At 64.4% G+C, this 24,596-nt stretch carries 15 protein-coding genes; 6 read left to right on the top strand and 9 right to left on the bottom strand.

Annotated features, from left to right (window positions below):
- Window positions 1-255 precede the first annotated feature (255 nt).
- Genes MTX19_RS24935 through MTX19_RS24925 form a run of 3 tightly spaced genes read left to right on the top strand, consistent with a single transcriptional unit; the run spans window position 256 to window position 5,328 of the window.
- The gene (locus MTX19_RS24935) at window positions 256-936 is read left to right on the top strand and encodes a response regulator transcription factor (protein WP_066503271.1); all 681 of its coding nucleotides are present in this window, start codon (window positions 256-258) and stop codon (window positions 934-936) included.
- The gene (locus MTX19_RS24930; protein WP_280979756.1) at window positions 920-2,368 is read left to right on the top strand and encodes an ATP-binding protein; all 1,449 of its coding nucleotides are present in this window, start codon (window positions 920-922) and stop codon (window positions 2,366-2,368) included. The genes MTX19_RS24935 and MTX19_RS24930 overlap by 17 nt, the downstream gene beginning before the upstream one ends.
- The gene (locus tag MTX19_RS24925) at window positions 2,365-5,328 is read left to right on the top strand and encodes a bifunctional [glutamine synthetase] adenylyltransferase/[glutamine synthetase]-adenylyl-L-tyrosine phosphorylase (RefSeq protein WP_280985511.1); all 2,964 of its coding nucleotides are present in this window, start codon (window positions 2,365-2,367) and stop codon (window positions 5,326-5,328) included. Before MTX19_RS24930 ends, MTX19_RS24925 begins: the two co-directional genes overlap by 4 nt.
- 52 nt (window positions 5,329-5,380) lie before the next feature.
- Here MTX19_RS24925 and MTX19_RS24920 read toward each other — a convergent pair whose 3' ends face one another.
- The 7 genes from MTX19_RS24920 to MTX19_RS24890 form a co-directional block, all read right to left on the bottom strand.
- A complete protein-coding gene (locus MTX19_RS24920) occupies window positions 5,381-5,641 on the bottom strand; it encodes a hypothetical protein (RefSeq protein WP_280979755.1) in 261 nt (86 codons plus the stop codon).
- Window positions 5,642-6,185: 544 nt separating this feature from the next.
- Window positions 6,186-7,739: a hypothetical protein gene (locus MTX19_RS24915; RefSeq protein WP_280979754.1), complete on the bottom strand. Its 1,554-nt coding sequence runs from the start codon at window positions 7,737-7,739 to the stop codon at window positions 6,186-6,188.
- A 487-nt stretch (window positions 7,740-8,226) separates the two neighbouring features.
- The gene (locus MTX19_RS24910) at window positions 8,227-8,445 is read right to left on the bottom strand and encodes a formate dehydrogenase subunit delta (protein WP_280979753.1); all 219 of its coding nucleotides are present in this window, start codon (window positions 8,443-8,445) and stop codon (window positions 8,227-8,229) included.
- Window positions 8,429-9,265, bottom strand: coding sequence for a formate dehydrogenase accessory sulfurtransferase FdhD (gene fdhD, locus MTX19_RS24905; RefSeq protein ID WP_280979752.1), 837 nt, complete (start codon window positions 9,263-9,265; stop codon window positions 8,429-8,431). Before fdhD ends, MTX19_RS24910 begins: the two co-directional genes overlap by 17 nt.
- Window positions 9,266-9,267: 2 nt before the next feature.
- A complete protein-coding gene (fdhF, locus tag MTX19_RS24900; protein WP_280985510.1) occupies window positions 9,268-12,144 on the bottom strand; it encodes a formate dehydrogenase subunit alpha in 2,877 nt (958 codons plus the stop codon).
- Between the two features lie 12 nt (window positions 12,145-12,156).
- Window positions 12,157-13,713: an NADH-quinone oxidoreductase subunit NuoF gene (locus MTX19_RS24895; RefSeq protein WP_280979750.1), complete on the bottom strand. Its 1,557-nt coding sequence runs from the start codon at window positions 13,711-13,713 to the stop codon at window positions 12,157-12,159.
- A complete protein-coding gene (locus MTX19_RS24890; protein WP_280984877.1) occupies window positions 13,710-14,186 on the bottom strand; it encodes a formate dehydrogenase subunit gamma in 477 nt (158 codons plus the stop codon). Before MTX19_RS24890 ends, MTX19_RS24895 begins: the two co-directional genes overlap by 4 nt.
- Before the next feature lie 246 nt (window positions 14,187-14,432).
- Here MTX19_RS24890 and MTX19_RS24885 point away from each other — a divergent pair, with 246 nt between their 5' ends.
- The 3 genes from MTX19_RS24885 (at window position 14,433) to mdoH (ending at window position 19,173) form a co-directional block, all read left to right on the top strand.
- Window positions 14,433-15,329 carry a LysR family transcriptional regulator gene (locus MTX19_RS24885; protein ID WP_280979749.1) on the top strand — a complete coding sequence of 299 codons (897 nt, stop codon included), beginning with the start codon at window positions 14,433-14,435 and terminating at the stop codon, window positions 15,327-15,329.
- Between the two features lie 266 nt (window positions 15,330-15,595).
- Window positions 15,596-17,065 carry a glucan biosynthesis protein G gene (locus MTX19_RS24880; RefSeq protein WP_280984876.1) on the top strand — a complete coding sequence of 490 codons (1,470 nt, stop codon included), beginning with the start codon at window positions 15,596-15,598 and terminating at the stop codon, window positions 17,063-17,065.
- A complete protein-coding gene (gene mdoH / locus MTX19_RS24875; RefSeq protein ID WP_280979748.1) occupies window positions 17,053-19,173 on the top strand; it encodes a glucans biosynthesis glucosyltransferase MdoH in 2,121 nt (706 codons plus the stop codon). Before MTX19_RS24880 ends, mdoH begins: the two co-directional genes overlap by 13 nt.
- Before the next feature lie 8 nt (window positions 19,174-19,181).
- On the opposite strand, the gene MTX19_RS24870 is transcribed toward mdoH, so the two are convergent.
- Window positions 19,182-21,503, bottom strand: coding sequence for an ATP-binding protein (locus MTX19_RS24870; RefSeq protein WP_280979747.1), 2,322 nt, complete (start codon window positions 21,501-21,503; stop codon window positions 19,182-19,184).
- Window positions 21,504-21,696: 193 nt separating this feature from the next.
- A complete protein-coding gene (locus tag MTX19_RS24865; RefSeq protein ID WP_280979746.1) occupies window positions 21,697-23,073 on the bottom strand; it encodes a cation diffusion facilitator family transporter in 1,377 nt (458 codons plus the stop codon).
- Between the last annotated feature and the right edge of the window lie 1,523 nt (window positions 23,074-24,596).

The raw sequence follows: 24,596 nt of genomic DNA, 5'->3' as shown, positions 1-24,596 counted from the left end.
CACCTCGCTCGCTCCCTTCGGTGCCTTTCGATGGAATACGCCCCCCTCCGTCGGAAGGGCTCAGGGCGGTGAAGTCCCCCAGCTTCACCGCCCACTTTTTTCACCCCCCGCACGATCCGGAAAATTGGCAACCGGTTTTCCGGTCCGATCCTGTGACGGCAACATTTCGAGAATATGCGCGGTCGTCTTGCATGTGCAGGCCGGCCGCGCCATGGTGAGAGAAGGCCAATTCCCGTGACCGCAACCGCTCCGCAAATGCGCATTCTGATCATCGAAGATGACCGCGAGTCCGCCGACTATCTGGTGAAAGCATTCCGGGAAGTCGGCTATGTTGCCGATCTCGCATCCGACGGCGAGGAAGGGCTGTCGATGGCCGAAACCGGCGATTACGACGTGCTCGTCGTGGACCGTATGCTGCCGAAGCGTGACGGCCTGTCGCTGATCGGGAGCCTGCGCGACAAGGGCAACCGCACGCCGGTCCTGATCCTCTCCGCGCTCGGCCAGGTCGACGACCGCATCAAGGGCTTGCGCGCCGGGGGCGACGACTATCTGCCAAAGCCCTATTCCTTCGCTGAACTGCTTGCGCGCGTCGAGGTGCTGTCACGGCGCAATGTTGGCCCGGCCGAGGAGACCACCTACCGGGTCGGCGACCTCGAGCTTGATCGGCTTTCGCATCGCGTCGCCCGCGGCAAGGATGAGCTGACGCTGCAGCCGCGCGAGTTCCGCCTGCTCGAATATCTGATGAAGCATGCGGGGCAGGTGGTGACGCGCACCATGCTTCTGGAGAACGTCTGGGATTATCATTTCGATCCGCAGACCAATGTCATCGACGTGCACATCTCGCGGCTGCGCTCCAAGATCGACAAGGGATTCGAGCGGCCGCTGCTGCACACGATCCGCGGCGCGGGGTACATGATCCGTGACGGCATTCGGTAAACTGATCCGAACCACGGCGTTTCGGCTGACGCTGGTTTATCTATTTTTGTTTGCGCTGTTTGCGGCGTCGCTGCTGGCCTATTTCGCCTGGAACACGCGGCGTCTGATCACCGAGCAGATCACCACGACGGTGAATGCCGAGATCGGGGAGATCACCGACATCTATAATCGCCGCGGCCTGCACGGCCTGCTGTTCACGATGGGCAACCGCGCGCTGCGGCCCGGCGCCAACCTCTATCTCGTGACGGCGCCGAACGGGCAGGCGCTGGCCGGCAATGTCGGCTCGCTGGCACCGGGCGTCATGGGCACGCAGGGCTGGTCGGAAACGGCCTATCGGCGACTCGACGACAATACTGATCACCGAGCACTGGTGCGCGTCACCGAGATGACCAACGGTTTCCGCCTTCTGGTCGGGCGCGATCTCGAGGAGCGGCGGCGGCTGTTCGGGATCGTCGCCAAGGCCGCACAGTGGTCGATCCTCGTTGTCGTCGTGCTCGGCATCAGCGGCGGCATCTTCGTCGCGCGCCGCGTGCTGCACCGGATCGACGCCATGACCGGCACCACGAAGACCATCATGGCCGGCGATCTCTCCGGTCGGCTTCCGGTCGGCCGCAGCGGCGATGAGCTCGATCGCCTGGCGGAAAATCTCAACGCCATGCTGGAGCGCATCGAGGCGCTGATGATGGGCCTGAAGGAAGTCTCCGATAACATCGCCCACGACCTCAAGACGCCGCTGACACGGTTGCGCAATCGCGCCGAGGAGGCGCTCGCGAGGTCCGGTTGCGAGGCCGACTATCGCGCGGCGCTGGAGCGGACGATCGAGGAGTCCGACGGCCTGATCCGCACCTTCAATGCCTTATTGATGATCGCACGCGCCGAATCCGGCCAGGCGCGCGGCGACATGGACGATTTCGACGGCGCCGACGTCGCCAACGGGATCCACGAGCTGTACGAGCCGCTGGCTGAGGACGACGGCATGACGCTGCGGGTGAAGACGACGCCCGCGCCGATTCACGGCAACCGCGAATTGATCAGCCAGGCGCTCGCCAACCTGGTCGAGAACGCGATCAAATATGGCAAGCCGGAAACGGCCGCAGAGCCGCCAAGCGCGGCGGCAAAGGAAATCCTGATCGAGGCGCGCCGCGACGGCAACCAGGTGCTGCTCAGCGTCACCGACCACGGTCCCGGCATTCCCGAGGGCGACCGCAAGCATGCGGTGGAACGTTTCGTCCGGCTCGAAGCGAGCCGCACCTTACCCGGTTCCGGTCTCGGCCTCAGCCTTGCCGCGGCCGTCGCCACGCTGCATGGCGGCGAGCTTCGCCTCGGCGATTCGCGCCCGGGCCTGGTCGCGACCCTGGTCCTGCCCGCGCGGGCGGCCGGCAGTGACAGGCTTGCGGCTCAAACGCAGGATGTGCCACAGAAGGCGGCATGAATGCCGCCGCGCCGGGAAACGCGGATCGACAGGGGCTCGCCGCGCGATTTGCGGACGGACCGCGTGTCGCCGCGCCCCAATCCGCTGAACAGCGTCTGACCGACTGGTTCGCCGAGCTCGAGCCGGCGCAAGCGGACGCGCTCAATGCGTTGCTGGGACATCCCTTCGCAAGGGACATCCTGCGTGGCATCGCCGAGTTCTCGCCATACCTGTTCGAACTCGCGCGCGCCGACGCCGCGCGGCTGATCCGGATCCTGTCATGCGACCCGGAGTCGCATCTTGCCGCACTGATCGAGAGAACCTCGCACGAGGTGTTCGCCGCCGGCAGCGAGGCGGACGTGATGCAACTGCTCCGCCGCATGAAGGCGGAGGCCGCGCTCATGATCGCGCTGTGCGACATCGGCGGTGTCTGGCCGGTGATGCGGGTCACGGCGGCATTGACCGACGTCGCCGTCGCCTCGGTGCAATCGGCGCTGCGCTACCTGCTCCGGCAGGAAGTCGCCCGTGGCCGGATGGCTGCGGTCGGCCTCGAACATCCGGAGGTGGGCTCGGGCCTGATCGTGCTCGCGATGGGCAAGATGGGCGCCGGCGAATTGAACTATTCCAGCGACATCGACCTGATCGTGTTCTTCGATCGCTCGGCCACTTCGCTGGCCGAGGACATCGAGCCGCAGCCGTTCTTCGTGCGCGTCACCCAGGCGATGGCGCGGATGCTGCAACAGCGCTCGGGCGAGGGGTACGTCTTCCGGGTCGATCTCAGGCTGCGCCCGGACCCGGCCTCGACGCAGGTCGCGATCTCCACCGACGCCGCGCTGCATTATTACGAGCGCGAGGGCCGCACCTGGGAACGCGCCGCGATGATCAAGGCGCGGCCTTGCGCCGGCGATCCCAAGGCCGGTGATGCTTTGCTTGCCGAACTCGCGCCATTCGTCTGGCGCAAGCACCTGGACTTCGCAGCACTCGCCGATGTCCACGACATGAAGCGGCAGATGCAGACCTATCGCGGCCAGAGCGAGATCTCGGTCGAGGGCCACAACGTCAAGGTCGGCCGCGGCGGCATCCGCGAGATCGAGTTCTTCGCTCAGACCCAGCAACTGATCGCCGGCGGGCGGCATCCGGAACTGCGCGTACGACCGACGCTGGAGGCGCTGAATGTTCTCGCCAACAGCAACTGGATCACCTACGAGGCGCGCGACGAACTGACCACGGCCTATGAGTTCCTGCGCCGGGTCGAGCACCGGCTGCAGATGATCGCCGATGAGCAGACCCATTCGCTGCCCGAACAGGCCGAAGCGGTCGAGCGCTTTGCGCATTTCTTCGGTTACGAGAACCGCGAGGCCTTCGCGAAAGACCTGCTCGGCCATCTCAAGATCGTCCAGAGCCATTACGGCAAGCTGTTCGAGGGCGACGATCCGACCGGCACCGCAAATCTGCCGCAGATCGACTACGGGGCAGGGCCGGAGGACGCTCGCCTGATCGAGCATCTCGCCAATCTGGGCTTCAAGAAGCCGGTTGCGGTCGCCGGGACCGTGCAGCAGTGGATGACGGGCGACTATCGCGCGCTGCGCGTCGAGGCGACGCGCGCGGCGTTCCTCGAATTCATTCCCGGGCTGATCGACGGCCTCGCGCATGCCGAAGACCCGGACGATGCGGTGGCGGCGTTCGACCGCTTCCTGGGCGCGTTGCAGCGCGGCGGGCGGCTGATCTCGCTGCTCAGCCAGAACCGCGACCTTGTCGCGCTGGTGGCGCTGATCCTCGGCGCGGCGCCGCGGCTCGGCGATATGCTGGCGCGGCAGCCGCAGATCATGGACGGCCTGATCGACCCCCGCTTCTTCGGCGCGATGCCGGACAAGAAGGAGCTGTCGGAGCGGCTCGCCACCACATTGCAGGATGCGTCATCCTATGAGGACTTCCTCGATCGCCTGCGCCAGTTCGGCCAGGAGAGCCTGTTCCTGATCGGCACGCGGATCTTGTCCGGCACGGTGTCGGCGCAGCATGCCAGCGTCGCCTTTGCCGATGTCGCCGAGGGTATCGTGCACACCGTGCATGGTCTGGTCACCGGCCAGTTCGCCGCGCAATATGGCCGCATCAAGGGGCAGGAGACCGCGATCATCGCGATGGGCCGGCTCGGCAGCCGCGAGATGACGGCGTCCTCCGACCTCGACCTGATCCTGCTCTACGACTACGACCAACAGGCGCCGGATTCCGACGGCGAGCGCTCATTGCATGGTGCGCAGTATTTTGCCCGCTTTACCCAGCGCCTGATCAGCGCGTTCACCACACGCACCAATTACGGCGTGCTCTATGAGGTCGACATGCGGCTGCGCCCGTCCGGGCGCGCCGGCCCCGTTGCCTCGCGGATCGACGCGTTCGCGGACTACCAGGAGCGCGAGGCTTGGACCTGGGAGCATATGGCGCTGACGCGCGCGCGGGTGATTTCGGCTGCGCCGCACTTCCGCGAGCGGATCGAGGCGATCATTCGCGGCGTGCTGACGCGGCCGCGGGACGCGGCGAGCACCGCCGCCGATGTCGCCGATATGCGGCGCGCGATTGCGCTGGAGAAGGGCGAGGACGACGTCTGGGACCTCAAGCTCGCCGCGGGCGGGCTGGTCGACATCGACTTCATCGCGCAGTATCTGCAGCTAGCGCATGCGGCGGCAAAGCCCGAGATCCTCAGCGTCTCGACGATGCAGGTGCTCGACAATGCTGGAAGGCTCGGGCTGCTCGGGCACTCCGAAGCCGAGATCCTGCGCTCGGCGGCGCGGCTGTATCACGATCTGACGCAAATCCTGCGGCTCTGCGTGATCGGCAAGTTCAACCCGGAGACCGCCGGTGAAGACCTGCTGCGCGTGATGGCACGCGCCGGCGACACGCCGGACTTCTCCGCGCTGGAAGCGCGTTTGCGTGAGATGCAGGCCGAAGTGCGTCGTGTCTTTAATGCGATCGTGGGGGGCGTTTAGAACGCGTCCGAACGCGTACTCGCCGGCGCGCTATGATCCTGCCGGCGACCAGTTAAATGAAATCTTCCGACGGCGCTCGCCGCGGCTCGAAGTTTTCGATGAAGATGCGGACGGTCGCGCCGATCAGGAAACACCCTTGCATCGCGACGACGCTGGAAATGAAGGCAACAATCCCCATCGTCAAACCGTGCATGTGTCCGACGAGATAGGCTGCCGGGATAACTAGCAGCATCGCTGGGAGGCAGACATAGACCTTGAAGTAGCGTCCCAGCAGCAATCCGCAGATGCCACTCGCCAGAACGATCCCCAACATGGTGCCTCCTTTGTCATCCTTGTGGACGCAACAGCGTCCTCGGCCAGCTTTGACCTGGAGCGGCCGCCGCCGTCAGGATATCCGGCGGCAGATGCCAACATCCTGCCAAAGTCTTCAATCCCGGTAAAGTACGGCCCCGTTCAGCCGCTTTAGGTGTCGATGAGGCGGCGCGGCCCCGGCTGCCCTCAAAGGGCGAGAACTGGCCTTAACGCGGATAGCAATCGTTGCATTTTTGTCACCGCGGTCGGCAAAAAGGCAGCTCGGCAATACTTGCGCCGATCCGATGATCCACCATCCGCTCGGTGCGCACGATGTCGCTAACGTCCAAAACGGCCGCCCAGCCGGGTGGAACTCGATATCCCTGCTGCGCGCCGCCGGCGGTGATGTCTGCCTGGCTGTGGAGAGGGACACAAAGTGGAGATGCCGCGATGGGGCGCGTGTCGCCGGCCATCAAGCGCGCATCGCGCGCTCGATGGTCGGCTTGGCCACACTTGCTCTTGCCTCGTCCGAACAGGCTGAGCGCTACCGACAGCGGACTACAGAACTAGAAAGTGAAGAAGTTGCTGTGCAACGCCGCGTGCTGAGCGCTCTCTGGAATAGCGTCGACCGAATGGCCCGGGGCAGCGTCGTGCGCCGCGGCCGTGTGGGCTTCGTTCACGAGCGCGGTCAGGTTGCTGTGGGCGGCATCTCCGCCCACTGCGAGACTGTCCCGGCTGCCAGAATTTGCGTCAGCATGCTCCTGGAAGACAAAAGCATTGTTGCCAGCAATTCCAGCTGTGAGCGACGGGGGGCTCGGATGACTGGTTACGGGAGGCGCGAAATCGAAATGAAAGCTGTCCCTTGCAGTCTCGGCTACGTTGGTGTTTTGGGCCGCTGTGGATTCCGGCGCGGCCGGTTGGCTGACGCTTGCGGCGCTGTCGCCGACCCCATGGCTGTCCAACGAGGTCGACGACATCGTTGACGTCGACTGGGATGCCGACACCGGTGGGTCGCCGAAATACTTGGTCCATGCCGCAGCCTCGAGCGGCTTGTGGTCGGTGGAACCCGTGAAACCATATGATCCGCCGGAGTTCGAATCCCAGATGTTCACGAAGCTGACGTTAACCCCTGACTGATGCAGCGTATCCGCGAGCCACTTCACGAACGTCGGATTGTCGGTGAGGCCCGCGCCGTCATGCGTATTGCCCGCACCGGTCTCGGCAATAGCAAACGGCTTCCCTGTCGATTTGGCGAGATCGATCAGTTGCTGAAGTGTGGTCGCGTGGCCGTCGCTGCCATTGAGCGACCATTGGTTGGAAGCCGGGTAAGTGTAGTAATGCTGGAGATTGACCGGGTCTGACGCCCATTGCTGAACGCTGGAGTCGTAGACCGGTTGGGATGAATTGAGGACTTGCCCGCTCTTGTCCCAGTCATAGAGGTGGGTCGATGAACCGTACGGATAGACGTCGCCGTAGACGTCGGCGGCGATGATATCGACATACTGGTCTCCAGGGTAAGCACTCTGGATGACATTGCCGGCGTGGCTGTAGTTCGTCACGCTCGGGTTCCACGCCACCTCGATGTTCACGCCCTCGGCCGCGCCTGCAGCGTGCAACACGGTGTAGATGTGCTGGAATGCCTTGACCCAATCGGCGCGCGTCGCGGCGTCGTCGCCGGCATAGGAGGGCATGGTGTTGATGTTCATCTCCCAGCCGGGGCGCCAGATCTGTGTCGTGAAGCCTTTGTCGGCCCAGGCTTTGACCATGTTCGTCAGCACGGAATCGTACTTGCCGGCTGCGAAATCCTTGTAGAACTGATCAGGGGTTTCCGAGCCCGATGCCGTCGAGGTCATCGGCAGACCGATCACCGGCGTGACCCCCTTGAGCACCGGCGATTGCGCCATCGATGCTGCATTCCAGCTCGATTGACCAACCCAATCCGAGACGGGCAGGCGCTGATCGCCATACTGATCGAGGAACTGCGGCTTGGTTTTCATCAGGGTTGAGAAAGCGTTGAAGTTCGCTTCGAAACTCGCCTCCTCATTTGAATCAAAATAATTCGGGTTCCCGACGAAAACGCCGAGAGGAAACGGCGTAGCGCCGGCAGTGTTCTGACTCATCGTGGCTTGTCCTCTCGCTGTTCTTTCTCCTTCATCCGTGTCTAAGCGGCCAATGCGTAATAATCGTGTCGCTACAGGACACCTCATCGCCCCGAGTCTGCCACGCATCTGGCGGCTCGATCGTGATGACGGGGAGCTAGCACAGTGGCGGCGCCGAAAGGACTCGGCGACGTCTTGGCGAAGACTTGAGGCGTCCGCTTGGACCTTCGTTGTATGAGACGGTGCTTATCGCCGATGCCTCGCTGCCGCGCCTGCAGGACGTGCGCGAGTTCAACATTATTATCATCATCGCCCGGCGCGGCGGCTCTACGCTGTCTGCATGATTGTGTTGCGCTTCAACTCGGACAGCAGATCGTTTGCGACAGTCCTTGCTGTCGCAGCATTGAAGACCAGACCTCGCGGGTGGCTTCTGCGAGCCCGCCGTACCAGAACCAACCCAAGGTAAGCTGTAGGCGCGCCTTTGCGCGCCCTACAATTCTGTCCGCAGCTAAGTCTGCTTCAGCCTCTTCAGCGCGTCGCGGACGTCGGGATCAAGGCCGGCGCCGCCGGCGTCGAGATGCGCGAAGATCTGCTTGCGCATCCGCGGATCCCAGAATTTCCAGATGTGCTCGGAGATGCCCTGCACCGCGCGGTCGCGCCCCTGGCTGTGGAAGAACTTTCCAATCTGGTTCGCCATATAGACGAGCTTGTCAGGCGACGACGACATAAGCGCACTCCCTGCCGGCCACCGCGCCCGTGACGCGTTCCGGATGCGTAAAGATTTCAAATCCGTCCGACCGCGCGATTGCGGCGAGCGTGATGCCGGCGCTATCAGCCATCCGCACCGCAAGCGCGGTCGGGGCGGATACCGCGACCATCAGCGGCGCGCCGATCGCTGCGGTCTTCTGCACCATCTCGACCGAGACGCGGCTGGTCAACAGCACCATGCCCTCGCTCGTAACGACCTTGTCCCGCGCCAACGCGCCTGCGAGCTTGTCGAGCGCGTTGTGCCGGCCGACATCCTCGCGCAGGGCCACGATGCCGCTCCCGGGCAACCAGAACGCGGCGGCATGCACGGCGCGGGTCTGGTGATTGATCTCCTGCAGCGGCGCGACGGCCGCCATTGCCGTCATGACCTCGCGCGGCGCCAATGATCGGCCGGCAGCCACGACTGCAGCCGGGCGAACCGCCTCCGCGATGGAATCGATCCCGCAGATGCCGCAGCCGGTAGGGCCGGCAATGTGCCGGCGGCGCTCGGCGATCAGCGCGGCCTTCTCCGGCTTGAGCCACATCCTGAGCTCGATGCCGTCGTGGAGCTCGACGATGTGGAGCGTCTCGACCTCGTCGGCGGATTGCACGATGCCTTCGCTGAGGCTGAAGCCGATGGCAAAATCGGCGAGATCCTCGGGCGAGCCCATCATCACGGCATAGGTGCCGCCATTGTAGGTCAGCGCCAGCGGTGTCTCTTCGGGGATCAGGCGCGTACCCTCGCTGAGCCCGCCGTTACGCCAGACTTTCCGATTCACCTTGTGGACGGGCTCGCGCATCGCTACTCCGCGGCCTCCACGGCAGGCGCGATGCGGCGGGAGTGCCGCGCCTGTTCGTCATAGGCTTTCTGCCAGTCGGTCGGACCGTTCGACGGCGAGACCTGCACGGCGGTGACTTTATACTCAGGACAGTTGGTAGCCCAGTCGGAGAAGTCGGTCGTGATCACGTTGGCTTGGGTATCAGGGTGATGGAACGTGGTGTACACCACGCCGGGCGCGACGCGGTCGGTGATCAGCGCACGCAGCGTGGTTTCGCCGGCACGGCTCGCCAGCCGCACCCAGTCGCCGTCGCGCACGCCGCGCTGCTCGGCGTCATGGGGATGGATCTCCAGCCGGTCCTCGGCGTGCCAGACCACGTTGTCGGTGCGGCGGGTCTGCGCGCCGACATTGTACTGGCTGAGAATGCGGCCTGTGGTGAGCAGCAGCGGATAACGCGGGCCGGTGCGCTCGTCGGTCGCGATATATTCGGTGATGATGAACTTGCCCTTGCCGCGCACGAAGCCGCCGATATGCATCACCGGCGTGCCCTCGGGCGCCTTCTCGTTGCAGGGCCACTGCACCGAGCCGAGTTCCTCCAGCTTGGCATAGGAGACGCCGGCGAAGGTCGGCGTCAGCGCCGCGATCTCGTCCATGATCTCGGACGGATGGTTGTAGTGCATCTCGAAACCCATCGCCTTGGCGAGCAGGATCGTCACCTCCCAGTCCGCGTATCCGTTCCTCGGTGTCATCACCTTGCGGACGAGCTGGATCCGGCGCTCGGCGTTGGTGAAGGTGCCGTCCTTTTCCAGGAAGGTCGAGCCGGGCAGGAAGACGTGGGCGTAGTTCGCGGTCTCGTTCAGGAAGAGGTCATGGACGATCACGCATTCCATCGACGACAGCGCGGCCACCACGTGCTTGGTGTTGGGATCGGACTGCAGAATGTCCTCGCCCTGCACATAGAGCCCCATGTAGGTGCCCTCGATCGCGGCGTCGAACATATTGGGGATGCGCAGGCCCGGCTCCTTGTTGAGCTTGACGTTCCACAGTGCTTCGAACTGCTCGCGCACCGCATCGCCGGAGATATGGCGATAGCCGGTCAGCTCGTGCGGGAATGAGCCCATGTCGCAGGAGCCCTGCACATTGTTCTGGCCGCGCAGCGGGTTCACGCCGACGCCGGGCCGGCCGACATTGCCGGTCGCCATCGCGAGGTTGGCGATCGCGATGACTGTGGTCGAGCCCTGGCTGTGCTCGGTGACGCCGAGCCCGTAATAGATCGCAGCGTTGCCGCCGGTGGCGTAGAGCCGCGCCGCCTCGCGGAGATCCTTCGGATCGACACCGGTCATGATCGCGGTCGCTTCCGGGCTGTTCTTCGGCTGCGCGACGAACGCCGCCCAGTCCTCGAACTCGCTCCAGTCGCAGCGCTCGCGCACGAAGGCTTCGTTGACAAGGCCCTCGGTGACGATGACGTGGGCGAGCGCGGTGAGCACGGCGACGTTGGTGCCGGGCATCAGCGGCAGGTGCAGCGCCTGCACGTGCGGCGATTCCACCATCTCGGTGCGGCGTGGATCGATTACGATCAGCCTGGCGCCCTGGCGCAGCCGCTTCTTCAGCCGTGAGGCGAACACCGGATGGGCCGAGGCTGGGTTGGCGCCGATGATCATGACGACATCGGAGTGCTCGACCGAATCGAAATCCTGCGTGCCCGCCGACGTCCCGAAGGTCTGCGACAGGCCGTAGCCGGTCGGCGAGTGGCAGACGCGGGCGCAGGTGTCGACATTGTTGTTGCCGAACCCGGCCCGGATCAATTTCTGCACCAGATAGGTCTCTTCATTGGTGCAGCGGGACGAGGTGATGCCGCCGACCGCGTCGCGGCCATACTTCTGCTGGATGTCCTTGAACTTGGCGGCGGCGAAGCCGAGCGCCTCGTCCCATGACACTTCGCGCCAGGGATCCTCGATCCGCTCGCGGATCATCGGCTTCAGGATGCGTTCCTTGTGGGTAGTGTAGCCCCAGGCAAAGCGGCCCTTGACGCAGGAATGACCGCGATTGGCCTTGCCGTCCTTGTACGGCGCCATGCGCACCACTTCCTCGCCGCGCATCTCGGCCTTGAACGCGCAGCCGACGCCGCAATAGGCGCAGGTGGTGACCACGGAATGCTCGGGCTGGCCGATCTCGATCACCGATTTTTCGGTCAGCGTCGCGGTCGGGCAGGCCTGCACGCAGGCGCCGCAGGAGACGCATTCGGAGCCGAGGAAGCTCTCGCTCATGCCGGGCGAGACGCGGCTGTCGAAGCCGCGGCCGGCAATCGTCAGCGCGAAGGTGCCTTGCACTTCCTCGCAGGCGCGGACGCAGCGCGAGCAGACGATGCATTTCGAGGGATCATAGGTGAAATATGGGTTGGATTCGTCCTTCGGCATCCAGGCCGGATTGGCCGCGCCATTGGACTTGGCGAAGACGTGATTCTCGCCCTCATAGCCGTAGCGCACGTCGCGCAGGCCCACCGCGCCCGCCATGTCCTGCAATTCGCAGTCGCCGTTCGCCGCACAGGTCAGGCAGTCGAGCGGATGGTCGGAGATGTAGAGCTCCATCACGCCCTTGCGCAGCTTCTTCAGCCGCTCGGTCTGGGTGTGCACGACGAGGCCCGGCATCACGGGCGTGGTGCAGGAGGCGGGCGTGCCGGCGCGTCCTTCGATCTCGACCAGGCAGAGCCGGCATGAGCCGAACGCATCGACCATGTCGGTCGCGCACAGCTTCGGGATCTGAGTGCCGGCCTCCATCGCGGCGCGCATGATCGAGGTGCCCTCGGGCACCGTGACCGGCTTGCCGTCGATGGTCAGCGTGACCATCGTCTCGGACTTCGATTCTGGCGTGCCGAAATCGGTTTCGTGGATCAGCGACATCGTGATCTCCTGTTATTCCGCGGCCTGCAGCCGGGCCGGTGCCGGGCCGAAATCTTCCCGGAAGTGTTTCAGTGCGCTCATCACCGGGTAGGGCGTGAAGCCGCCGAGTGCACAGAGCGAGCCGAACTTCATGGTGTTGCAGAGGTCCTCGACCACCGCGAGGTTCTCGGCGACGCGCTCGCCATTGATGATCTTGGTGATGGTCTCGACGCCGCGGGTCGAGCCGATCCGGCACGGCGTGCACTTGCCGCAGGATTCGATCGCGCAGAACTCCATCGCGAAGCGCGCCTGCTTCGCCATGTCGACGCTGTCGTCGAACACCACCACGCCGCCGTGGCCGATCAGGCCGTCGCGCGCGGCGAACGCCTCGTAGTCGAACGGCGTGTCGAACAAGGCGCGCGGGAAATAGGCCCCGAGCGGGCCGCCGACCTGCACCGCGCGCACCGGGCGCCCGGTGAAGGTGCCGCCGCCGATGTCGTCGACGAGCTCGCCGAGCGTGACGCCGAACGCGGTCTCGAACAGCCCGCCATATCTGATGTTGCCGGCGAGCTGGATCGGCATGGTGCCGCGCGATCGGCCCATGCCGAAATCGGCATAGGCCTTGGCGCCGTTGTCCAGGATGAAGGGGATCGCCGCGAACGACAGCACGTTGTTGATCACGCTGGGACGGCCGAACAGGCCCTTGTGCGCCGGCAGTGGCGGCTTGGCGCGCACGATGCCGCGGCGCCCCTCGAGGCTTTCGAGCAGCGAGGTTTCCTCGCCGCAGACATAGGCTCCGGCGCCGACGCGCACCTCGAGGTCGAAGCTGTGCGCAGAGCCGCCGATGCGATCGCCGAGGAAGCCGGCGCGCTTCGCCGCCGCAATCGCCGCGTTCATGGCCTCGACCGCGTGCGGATATTCCGAGCGGATGTAGATGTAGCCCTTGGTGGCGCCGACCGTGATGCCGGCGATCGTCATGCCTTCGATCACGACGAAGGGGTCGCCCTCCATGATCATGCGGTCGGCGAAGGTGCCGCTGTCGCCCTCATCGGCATTGCAGACGATGTATTTGCGGTCGGCATTCGCCTGCGCCACCGTCTTCCACTTGATGCCGGTGGGGAAGCCGGCGCCGCCGCGGCCGCGCAGGCCCGATGTGGTGACGTCGGCAAGGATCTGGTCCGCCGTCAGCGTCAGCGCCCGCTCCAGGCCCTTGTAGCCGCCATGGGCGCGATAGTCGTCGACCGAGCGCGGATCGACCACGCCACAGCGCGCGAAGGTCAGGCGGGTCTGCCGCTTCAGCCAGGGAATTTCGTCTGCGATACCGAGCCGCAGCGAATGCGGGCCATTGCTTGCCATCGCATCGAGCAGGGCAGGGACGTCCGCCGACGTGACCGGGCCAAACGCGACGCGACCCTGCGCCGTCGCCAGTTCGACCATCGGCTCCAGCCAGTAGAGCCCGCGCGAGCCGGTCCTGACGATCTCGACAGCGACGCCGCGCGCGGCGGCGGCCTGCGCGAACGCCAGGGCAACGTCATCGGCGCCGACCGCGATCGCGCCGGCATCGCGGGGGATGAAGATCCGCATCGTCATCGCTGCGCCTCCGCGACCAGGGCGTCGATCCGCACCTCGTCGAGCCGTCCGACCACGCGGCCATCGAGCATTGCCGACGGGGCGGTGGCGCAGAGGCCAAGGCAGTAGATCGGCTCCAGCGTCACGCGCTGATCCGCCGTGGTGTTGCCGAGGGAAACGCAGAGTCTGGCCTCAGCCCGCGCCGCCAGCGCGTCGGCGCCAGCGGCCTGGCAGGCCTCGGCGCGGCACAGCTTCAGGACATGGCGCCCGGCCGGTTGTTTGCGGAAGTCGTGGTAGAAGGTGAATACGCCGTGCACCTCGGCGCGGGACAGATTGAGCGCTTGCGCGACCATCGGGATCGCCGGCTCCGGTACGTAGCCGAACGCCTCTTGCAGCGCGTGCAGGATGACCAGCGTGGCGCCTTCGAGCTTGGCATGTTCGGCGATGATTTCGGCGCCGCGCGCCTCGTCCCAAGGTTCGTATTCCGACGTCATCCGCGCTCTCACGATCAGTTTTTCGACTGTCCGTATGAGAGTTGGAATCCTTCGAAACATCAATAAAGCCGTCTCATGCGGCGATTGCGAAACGCGATTAATAGCGTAGTAGAATGGGGTGATTTGGGATCGCAATAATGGCCTGAAATCACGAACTTCCGCCATGCTTTTGGGGTTAGGATCGCGCCGCGGCCGTGCTACTTGTGACTGTGTTGGGACACCGTTTTCGCGATGGGGGTTTGATCCTTGATCGACAAGTTGGAACTTCTGCTGGCGCTGGCCAAGGAACGGCATTTCGGGCGGGCTGCGGAGGCCTGTGGCGTCACCCAGCCGACCATGTCGACCAGCCTCAAGCAGCTCGAGGAAATCCTCGGCGTCATGCTGGTGCAGCGCGGCTCCCGCTTCCAGGGGTTCACGCCGGAGGGCGAACGCACGCTCGACTGGGCGCGACGAATCGTCGGCGACGCGCGGGCGATGAAGCAGGAGATCAACAGCCTCAAGGACAAGCTGTCGGGCGAAATCCGCATCGCCGCGATCCCGACCGTGCTCGGCATGGTGGCGGCGCTGACGACGCCGTTCCGCGCGCGCCACCCCGACGTGCGCTTCCGCATCCAGTCCTGCACCTCGGCCGACGTGCTCGGCCTTCTCGAAAATCTCGAGGTCGATGCCGGGCTGACCTATATCGAGAACGAGCCGATCGGCAAGGTCCGCACCATTCCGCTCTACAACGAGAGCTATCGCCTGTTGACGGCGCCCGATGCCATGTTCGGTGACCGCAAGCAGGTGACGTGGAAGGAAGTGGGCACTGTGCCGCTCTGCCTGCTGACGCCCGACATGCAGAACCGCCGCATCATCGATCGCGCGCTGACCTCGGTCGGCGGCGAGGCGACGCCGACGCTCACCTCGAATTCGCTGCTCGTGCTCTACACCCATGTGAAGACCGGGCGCTGGGCGAGTGTGATGCCTGCGAAGCTTGCGGAGACGCTCGGACTGGCCGACGCCGTTCGCAGTATCCCGATTGTCGATCCGGTTGTGGACTACAGCATCGGCATGGTGATCCCGCAACGCGATCCGATGACGCCCCTGATCGCAGCCTTGGTGCAAGTCGCGCGCGAGGTCGCGCCGACGCTGGAGACGCAGTAGCACTCGGCAATCAGCCGAGGCGCTTCCGCGACGGTTCCCGCTTGCGCCAATCGCCGGTCCGCGCCCGCTACGAAGCGGTTGCCGCTTTGTCTCCTTGCTTTGGAGAAAGCCGCACCGCTCCGTCCCCAAGCAATCTTCTCGTGCACGCTGCAACGATGGAACTCCGCGACCGCTCGGCGGTTTCATTGCGGCGTCCCGATCAGCCAGCAGGAGATGCCTTGAATCGCCGCCAACTACTCCATGGATCGGCCATGTTGCCGACACTGATGCTCTTGCCGCGGCGAGAGGCCGCAGCCGCAGGGAACACGTCGGACGCACCCTTCAACCCTTCCATGGTGAGGGAGCTTGCCCGCAATCTCGCCAGCAAGTCGTTCGAGGCGCCGGATGAGAAGTTGCCTGGCGGCCTGAAGGACCTGACCTACGATCAGTACCGATCGATCCGCTTCCTGCCCGAGCACGCGCTTTGGCGTGGTGAGAAACTGCCCTTCCAGGCGCAGTTCTTTCACCGCGGCTTTTTCTACAAGAACAAGGTCACCCTCTTCGAGGTCGCTGACGGCAAGGTCAGCGAAATCCGCTATAGCAAGGACGATTTTTCGTTCGGTGAGAACGTGCCGGCGTTCACCGAGACGGACCTCGGCTTTGCCGGATTTCGTATCCACGCGCCGATCAACAAGCCGGACTACTACGACGAGGTCTGTGTCTTCCTGGGGGCGAGCTATTTCCGCGCCGTCGCCAAGGATGAGATCTACGGCCTGTCGGCGCGCGGTCTGTCGATCGACACCGGTGAGGCAAAGGGCGAGGAGTTTCCGTACTTCAAGGCGTTCTGGCTCGAGCGGCCCGTGCCCAACGCGACCTCGCTCGTCATTCATGCCTTGCTCGACAGCAAGAGCTGCGCGGCGAGCTATCGCTTCACGATCAGACCCGGGAACACCACGGTGTTCGATGTCGAGGCATCGCTCTATCCGCGTTCTGATCTCGAGCACGCCGGCCTGGCGCCGATGACGAGCATGTTCTTCTTCGGGCCCAACGATCGCAATGACGTCGACGATTTTCGGCCCTCCGTGCACGATTCCGACGGGCTTGCGATCTACAACGGCAAAGGCGAGAGCCTCTGGCGTCCCCTGAGCAATCCGCGCGACCTGCAGATCAGCACGTTCCAGGACGTCAATCCGCACGGGTTCGGGCTGATGCAGCGGGAAAAGAATTTCTTCGCCTATCAGGACATCGAATCGCGCTTCGAGAAACGTCCAAGCCTGTGGGTCGAACCGATCGGCGACTGGGGCGAGGGCGCGGTCATCCTGATCGAGATTCCGACCAAGGAAGAGATCCACGACAACATCGCGGCGTTCTGGCGGCCGAAGGCGCCGCTCAAGGCCAAGAGCGAGAACAATCTCACCTATCGCCTGCATTGGGGGCCGGACGCGCCAAAGCCCCATTCCCTTGCGCGCTTCACACGCAGCGGCATCGGCGCCCGTGGCGAGGACAGCAAGCTGTTCGTGCTCGACCTGATCGGAGACAATCTGAAGGGAATCGATCCCAATAGCGTCAAGGGCGTCGTGACGGCTGAAAAATCCGAAGTCACGAACATCGTCACGCAACCGAACCCGAACACAGGCGGATGGCGGCTCAGCTTCCAATGCGCAGTCAAGAAGGACCCAATCGAGCTTCGGGCCTTTCTTGCCGCGCAGGATGACAAGCCGCTTTCGGAGATCTGGGTCTATCGATGGGCGCCATAGTCACGTCGCCTAACTCCGACGTCGCCGTAGCGGCCGGCGGCTTCCTTCCGCAGGAGAGCCCGCTTGCGATGTCCGCGGCCGATCTTGGCCAAGCGCCGCGCGCGGTCGGGAAGCCGGTGTCGGTTGGCGCGGGCATGGTCATGCGCCGCGCGTTCGTCCTGGTGCTGACGGCGGCGCTGACCGCCGCGGGCGCCTACGAGATGTACATGGTGGTCCAGGTCGGCGGCGTGACGATCATGGAAGGCATGGTGCTGGCGCTGTTCGTCGCGCTGCTCGCCTGGATCGGCTTTTCGTTCGCGTCGGCGCTTGCCGGCTTTTTCGTTCTGCTTCGACGCAAGGGGAACGCCTTGCCCATCCGCGGCGATGGTCCATTGCCGCCGATCGCGAGCCGGACTGCGGTGTTGCTTCCGACCTACAACGAGAATCCGCATCAATTGATGGCGCGCCTGCGCGCCATCTACGAGTCGATCGAGGCGACCGGACGGGCTGAAAGCTTCGACTGGTTCGTGCTGAGCGACACGCGCGATCCCGATATCTGGATCGCCGAGGAGCAGGCGTTCCTCGCGCTGTGCGGCGCCTGCGGCGCGGGGCGGCTCTATTACCGGCATCGGGCCGACAACACGGCGCGGAAATCAGGCAATATCGGCGAGTGGATCACGCGGTTCGGCGGCGCCTACCAATTCATGATCGTTCTCGACGCCGACAGCCTGATGTCGGGCGACACCATGGTGCGGATGGTTCATGCCATGGAGAGCAATCCACGGGCAGCGCTGATCCAGACTCTGCCGGTGATCGTCAATGCGCGCAGCCTGTTCAGCCGCCTGCAGCAGTTTGCCGGCCGGCTGTACGGGCCGATGATCGCCGCCGGTGTCGCGTGGTGGCATGGCTCCGAGGGCAACTATTGGGGACACAATGCCATCATCAGGATTGAGGCATTTGCGGAGCAGGCGGGCCTGCCCGAACTGTCCGGACGAAAGCCGTTCGGCGGACATATCCTGAGCCACGATTTCGTCGAGGCGGCGCTGATGCGACGCGCCGGCTGGGGCATCTACATGGCGCCGGTGCTCGGCGGCAGCTTCGAGGAGGTACCGCCGTCGCTACTGGATTTTGCCGCGCGCGACCGGCGCTGGTGCCAAGGCAATCTCCAGCATCTCGCTTTGCTGGCGACGCGCCGCCTGCACTGGATTTCGCGACTGCACTTCATGACCGGGATCGGCTCCTACATCACCGCGCCGCTCTGGCTTTTGTTCCTGCTGCTCGGAATCCTGATCTCGTTGCAGGCGCGCTTCGTTCGTCCGGAGTATTTTCCAAAGGGCTTTTCGCTGTTTCCAAATTGGCCGGCCCAGGATCCCGTGCTCGCCGCGTGGGTCTTTGGTCTCACCATGGCGCTTCTGATCATACCGAAGCTGCTCGGCTTCATCCTGTTGCTGACGCGGCGGGACGCGCGCCGGCAATTCGGCGGCGGCTTTCGGGCATTTTCAGGTGTCATTGCCGAGGTGGTGATTTCGGCGATGATCGCGCCGGTCATGATGGTCTTTCAGTCGACTGCAGTCGTCGAAATCCTGCTCGGGCGGGATGCAGGCTGGCAGACGCAGCGGCGCGACGACGGCGAGGTCGAGCGGCGGGAGCTCTATCGGAAATATGGCATCCCAACCGCGTGCGGTGTCGCGATAGCCGCGAGTGTCTATGCAGTGTCGTTTCCACTGCTGCTGTGGATGTCGCCGGTGATCGTCGGCCTGCTGTTTGCGATCCCGATCGGGGCCTGGACCGCGAAGCCTCGGATGCGAGCGCTGTTCGTGACGCCGGAGGAGGCGGCGCCGCCTCGTGTGCTGGTTCGCGCCAACGAACTGGCTTCGTTGCCCGCACCCGCGTCCGCCCCTGCGCTCGCGGTGCTGCGGCAGGATTCCGGATTGCTGCATCGTCATCTCTCGTCGCTTCCGCCGGCCAGGCGCGGCGGTCCGGGCGAGATCGATCTTCACCTTGCGGTGGCGCGCGCACGGGTCGAGGCAAGCGAAAGCTTTGCCGAGGCGGTCGACCATCTCACCCCGCGCGAGACGCTTGCCGTCCTCGGCGATCCTGCCCTGTTGGCGGGGGTGCTTGCGAAGTAACCTGGAGTCTACGCCGCTTCCGGCAGCTTCGCCTGCAGCCTGCGCGGGTCACGGGGCAGCGTGACGCGGACTACGGTGCCGACGCCGAGCTTGGAGCGCAGCCGCATCGAGCCGCCGTGCAGGTTGGTGAGCGAGCGTGCGATCGCAAGGCCGAGGCCGGAGCCCTGATAGCTCTTGGTGAGCTGGCTCTCGACCTGCTCGAACGGCTTGCCGAGCCGCCGCAGCGATTCCGGTGCAATCCCGATGCCGCTGTCGGCGATCAAGAGCACGATCGAGTCGTTCAGCATCTGGCCGCGCACCAGCACGCGGCCGTTGTCGGGCGTGAACTTCACCGCATTGGAGAGCAGGTTGACGATGATCTGCTTGACCGCGCGGCGGTCGGCGACCACCGAGATCGTGCTTTCGATGTTCGATTCCAGGGACAGCCCCTTATCCTCGGCACGGCCGGAGACGACCCGCAGGGACTCCGCGAGAATGCCGGAGATGTCGAGCGGCTCCATGTCGAACTTCATGCGGCCGGCCTCGATCTTCGACATGTCGAGGATGTCGTTGATGACTTCGAGCAGGTATTTCCCCGATGTCAGGATGTCGTGGCAATATTCCTGATACTTGTCCGAGCCGAGCGCGCCGAACAGCCCGCTGCCCATGATCTCGGAGAAGCCGATGATGGCGTTGAGCGGTGTGCGCAGCTCGTGGCTCATATTGGCCAGGAATTTCGACTTCGCGGCATTGGCGTCCTCGGCGCGGGTCTTTTCCTGCGAGTACTTTTCGGCGAGGTCGGCGAGCTCGACGGCCTGCCGTTCCAACTCGGACTGCGAGCGCTTGAGGTCGGCCACGGTGGCGCGCAGGCGCAGATCGTTGTCCACCAGCTTCTGCTCGTGCGCCTTGATGCGGGTGATGTCGGTGCCGACCGAGACGTAGCCGCCGTCCTTGGTGCGCCGCTCGCTGATATGCAGCCAGCTGCCGTCGTCGAGTTGAGCCTCGAAGGTGCGCGCGCCGGGCGCCGGCGTGCCGCTCTCGTGCAGGCGGCTGCGAACCTCCGGCATGCTGCCGACCTCGATCACCGTCTCGTAGGAGGTGCCGGGGATGACGGCGGAGTCCGGCAGCTTGTGCAGCCGCTGGAAATGCGAGTTGCAGAGCACCAGGCGGTCGTCGGCGTCCCACAGCACGAAGGCTTCCGAGATGGTCTCGATCGCATCGCGCAGCCTCAGGTCGGCTTCGACGCTCTTCTCGGCGAGGCTCTTCTGCTCGGTGATGTCGACGGCGATGCCGATCAGATGCAGGCCGCCGTCGGCGGCGGCGTGGCTGAGCTCGCAGCGCACGCGCAGCCAGATCCAGTGACCGCCGACATGCTGCATGCGGAAGCTCTGGTCGATATGGTCGATCTTGCCCGAGATCAGCTGGTCGGCGATGTCGAACAGGTTGATGTCGTCGGATTTCACCAGCGCGTTGACCTCGCCGAAGGTGAGCAGGTCGTTGCGAGAGTCGAGCCCGAGCAGGGTGAACATCGACTGCGACCAGAAGATCCTGCCCCGCGACAGATCCCAATCCCACAGCCCGCAGCGGCCGCGATTGAGCGCGGTATCGATCCGGCCGCGCACGGCGTCGTTGATCAGGTCGCCCTCGCGGGCCCGCGTCGACTGCCAGTGGAAGGCGAAGCCCAGGATCAGCACCACGAAGCTCGTGGTCGCCGACAGCGTCACGGAGAGCGCCGCGTCCGATCCCCAGATCGGTTCGTTCATTTCCTGGATGACCACGATCTGGCCCGGCAGTGACTTGACGAGCCGCGAGATCGCCAGTGCGCCGCTGCCGTTGGGCAGCGTCATGTCGTTGACCACGCCCTGCTGGCCGGGCGCGACCAGCAATTGCGCGGTGGAGATGACGTCGAGGATGCGGTCGCTCTCGCCAAGGCCCTCGATCGGCACGCGCGCCAGCACGCGGTGATCCGCGCTGGTGATGATGACGTGGCGGCCGAGCGCGATGCCCCAGGACGGGATCAGGTCGGGCAGCAGTTCCTGCAGACGCTCGATGTTGTTCAGCCGGTCGCGACGCACCGAGGTCAGGCGGTCGAGACGTTCGGCCAGGATGTCGGAGAGCGCGGCGAGATCACGCTTCATCGCCCCGCGCTTCTGGCGGTTCTGGTCGATCACCTGGACGAAGGCGCCGAGGCAGATGGTGATCAGGAAGGCGATGATGAGAGTCGGGACAGCGCGGCGCAGTGCAGGCTCGGCCGTCAGAAGCCTGAGATACGCCGGTTTCGCGATCGACTGCGCCAATCCCTTGATCGAATCGGATTGGACGCACGCGTTCGCTGCATGCGCGCGCGCCATGCCCTAGACCCCCACGCTAAGCTGGTTTTTACCCGGTTCGGAATGCACCCCACGTCGCATCCGAATCAAGATGATTTGAATCCAGTTTTTCGGAGCTGTCGAGAGTCAACGATTCGTTAATGCGAAATAATTCTTGTCCAAGAGAGAATCGGCGGCCGGAAAACGAGTCCGAAACGGGAACGGGTCCGTAGAACTACTCGCGCGGTGGCTCGGCATGACTGATCACGCGCTTGATGGTCGGGAACGCGCGGCGCAGCGCGCGCTCGATCTCGTCGACGCTGTCGTGCACCTTGATCACGCTCATCGAGGGAGCGGCCCGGCAGTGGAAGTTGACGATCTCGCCGGCGTCGGTGTCGCGGACCCGCACATTGTGGATGTCATGGATCGTGCCGCCGTTGGCGGCGAAGCGGGTCAGCGCGGCCTTGATGGTCTCGACGCGATCGGCGGCGGCGTCGGTGCCCCACGGCAGTTCCGGTTGCAGCGGCTCGATATGGGTGTCGACCTCGACGTCCTCGCCGAAGTCCTCGCGGATCGCGCGCTCGAGGTCGTGGGCGATCGCGTGCGCCGCGGTCAGTTCCATCTCGCCGTCGACCTCGAGGTCGATGCCGACGATCAGCTTGCCGCCGAGATCGTGAACGGTGACGTGGTGGATGGCGAGCCCGGAATTGCGCGCGATCACCATGATGCGCTCGCGCACGCTCTCATTGTTGCGTGCGACCGGGACCGCGGTGAAGGTCAGGTCGGCGTCGCCGAACGTCCTGGTCACCGCTTCCTGCGCTCTGCGCTTGATCTCCTCGACGCGGTCGATCGGATAGGTGCGCGGCACCTTGGCAATTGCATCGATGAAATGGGTCGCGCCGACCATGCGGACGCGCAGCCGGTCGACGTCGACGACGCCGGGCACCGCCTTGATCGCGGCGGTGGCCTGCTCCAGCGCACCTTCGGGCGCGCGGTCGAGCAGGGTCTCGACCGTCTTGCGCGCCATCCGGAGGCCCAGCAGGGCGATCATGACCGCGACCGCGATCGCGGCGGCTGCATCGCCCCACCAGTAGCCGAGCCCCGCCAGCACCAGGCCGACAATGACGGCCGTCGAGCCCATCACGTCGGAAGCGAAATGCAGCGCGTCGGCGGCAAGCGCCTGGCTCTTGGTGTCGCGCGCCGCCCGGTGCAGCGCGCGGGCCCGCCACAGGTTCACGAGGATGTCGAGCACGAGGACGACGAATGGAATGGCTGATATGGTGGGCGGCGGCGCCCCCTCCCGCAGGTGGCTGTAGGCCTGAACCAGGATGCCGCCGGCCAGCACATAGAGCAGGGCGATGATGCCGAGCGCCGAGACGCTCTCGAACTTGCCGTGCCCGTAATGATGCTCGGCATCCGCCGGCTGGTCCGACACCCGCACTACCGCCCAGGTGATGATGGTCGCCACCAGGTCGATCGTAGAGTGCAGCGCCTCGGAGATCAGCGCGAGCGATCCGATCGCGACGCCGACCACGAATTTCGCCGCGGCCATGCCGCCGCTGGCGAGAACCGAGATCGCGGCGACTGATGTCTTGGTGCTGAGTGCGTTCATGAGCGGCGGTTTAACAGCCCACCCATGAACATCAAGTGTCGTTCGCAACACGCAATCGCAACTCACTTGCAGGAGCGGATTGTTGCGAATTGTTCTGAGTTGGAAGCTGTTTGATTCATCGCTCACCCAAGATACGAGTCCACGTTCTCGCGGCACGTTTCGCCCGAGGCTTGCAAAATCATTCGCCCTCAAAGCAAGAGGGCGCAGGGAATGCCGGGTGCGCGCTGCACCCGCGGTCTCGTGTGCAAAAGTGGATAAGGAAACGCACACGAGCATACAGGTTCAGCGGGAGACACTCCGGCATTCCCTGCGCGATGGTTTTACGGATTATACGTGCTCTCCCCGGCGAGACCGGGCTTTGTTGTCACCGCCCTTGCAAGACGCGTGGCGTCTTGCAAGAGGACACCAGCCACTGGGGCGTCAGGACCACACGATTTCACCGTCCGCCTCATGCACGCTCGTCAGTCGCGCAGTCAGCGTCCACCGCATCTCACCGCAACACCCGTGACGATCGCGAAGCGCCCCTCAATCGGGTGAGACGAGCGGATTATTACACTGATTTGCAATTCCGATAAACAGAAATATTTTTGCCGCGGATGCTTGACGGATTTTGCTGAGTTGCCCGTCGTGTCGAATGCGCAACACCCAGGCCGTGACGACGCCTCCGTAGGATGGAGTGAACCGAGAACCGCAAGCCCATCATCTCAGGTGCAATTGATGGGTGAACCATCTTTTGAAATATGCTTCGAGAACCTCAGCGAGCGTTCTTGACGTTTCGGTTCTATCGAGACTGGCTCATTCGTGAGGCCCGGCACGGATATGGTTGGTTTGATCCGCAAGTCCAATATCGGCCTTATGGCCGCCAAATAGAGCTCAATCGCTCGGTAAAGCTCCAGCATACAAGCAGGCTCCTTCCTCGTCGGAGAGTTCGTAGCGCATGATTCAGTCCCTTCGGTCGGGGCTTGAATCATGGCTTGGGAGCCAGCTTCAATGAGCGTTGGTCAAACGGCGGCTTGGTCGCGATGCGTCCGAAAGCCGACGTATTATGCTCACTGTGAGTTTTGTCGAGTTTGACCCATTTGTATGGTCCGGCCGCGCGTTGCAAGAGGTTTCGGCAACCTGTCAGATGCGGTCTTGCATCAATGTATCCGGCCTCTGATTGGAGCGTGCTGTGCTCCGGGCCATCATGGATATCAGCACGCATTCGAGCTGATTAGCGGACAGGCCTCGAACGGGCCATTCGGGTCACCAGTGTTCGCATGCGCCGGGAAGACCGATCTTCCATCGTCGTCGCATCCTCTCGCAGACCTCGGCGGGTAAGGGATGTTGGTTACATCATCTCGATAGCTCCTCACTTCGCGCTGTTCCTTTGTTCGTGCCTGGCGGTCGTTCCTTCGTCCCGGCCTGCGCGCGCAGACGCGCCGCGCGCAAGGGGCCGTCAAGGCCGGCCGTCGTGCTGTCCTGACGTCTTGCTCTACGCTGCCAGGCTGCGCCTTGACGGCCCCGAGCACGGCGCGAGGATC

The organism is Bradyrhizobium sp. ISRA464 (genome assembly GCF_029910095.1).
GTDB lineage: Bacteria > Pseudomonadota > Alphaproteobacteria > Rhizobiales > Xanthobacteraceae > Bradyrhizobium.
The sequence above is the reverse complement of the archived record's forward strand: the minus strand, read 5'-3'. Positions and strand labels throughout refer to the sequence as shown.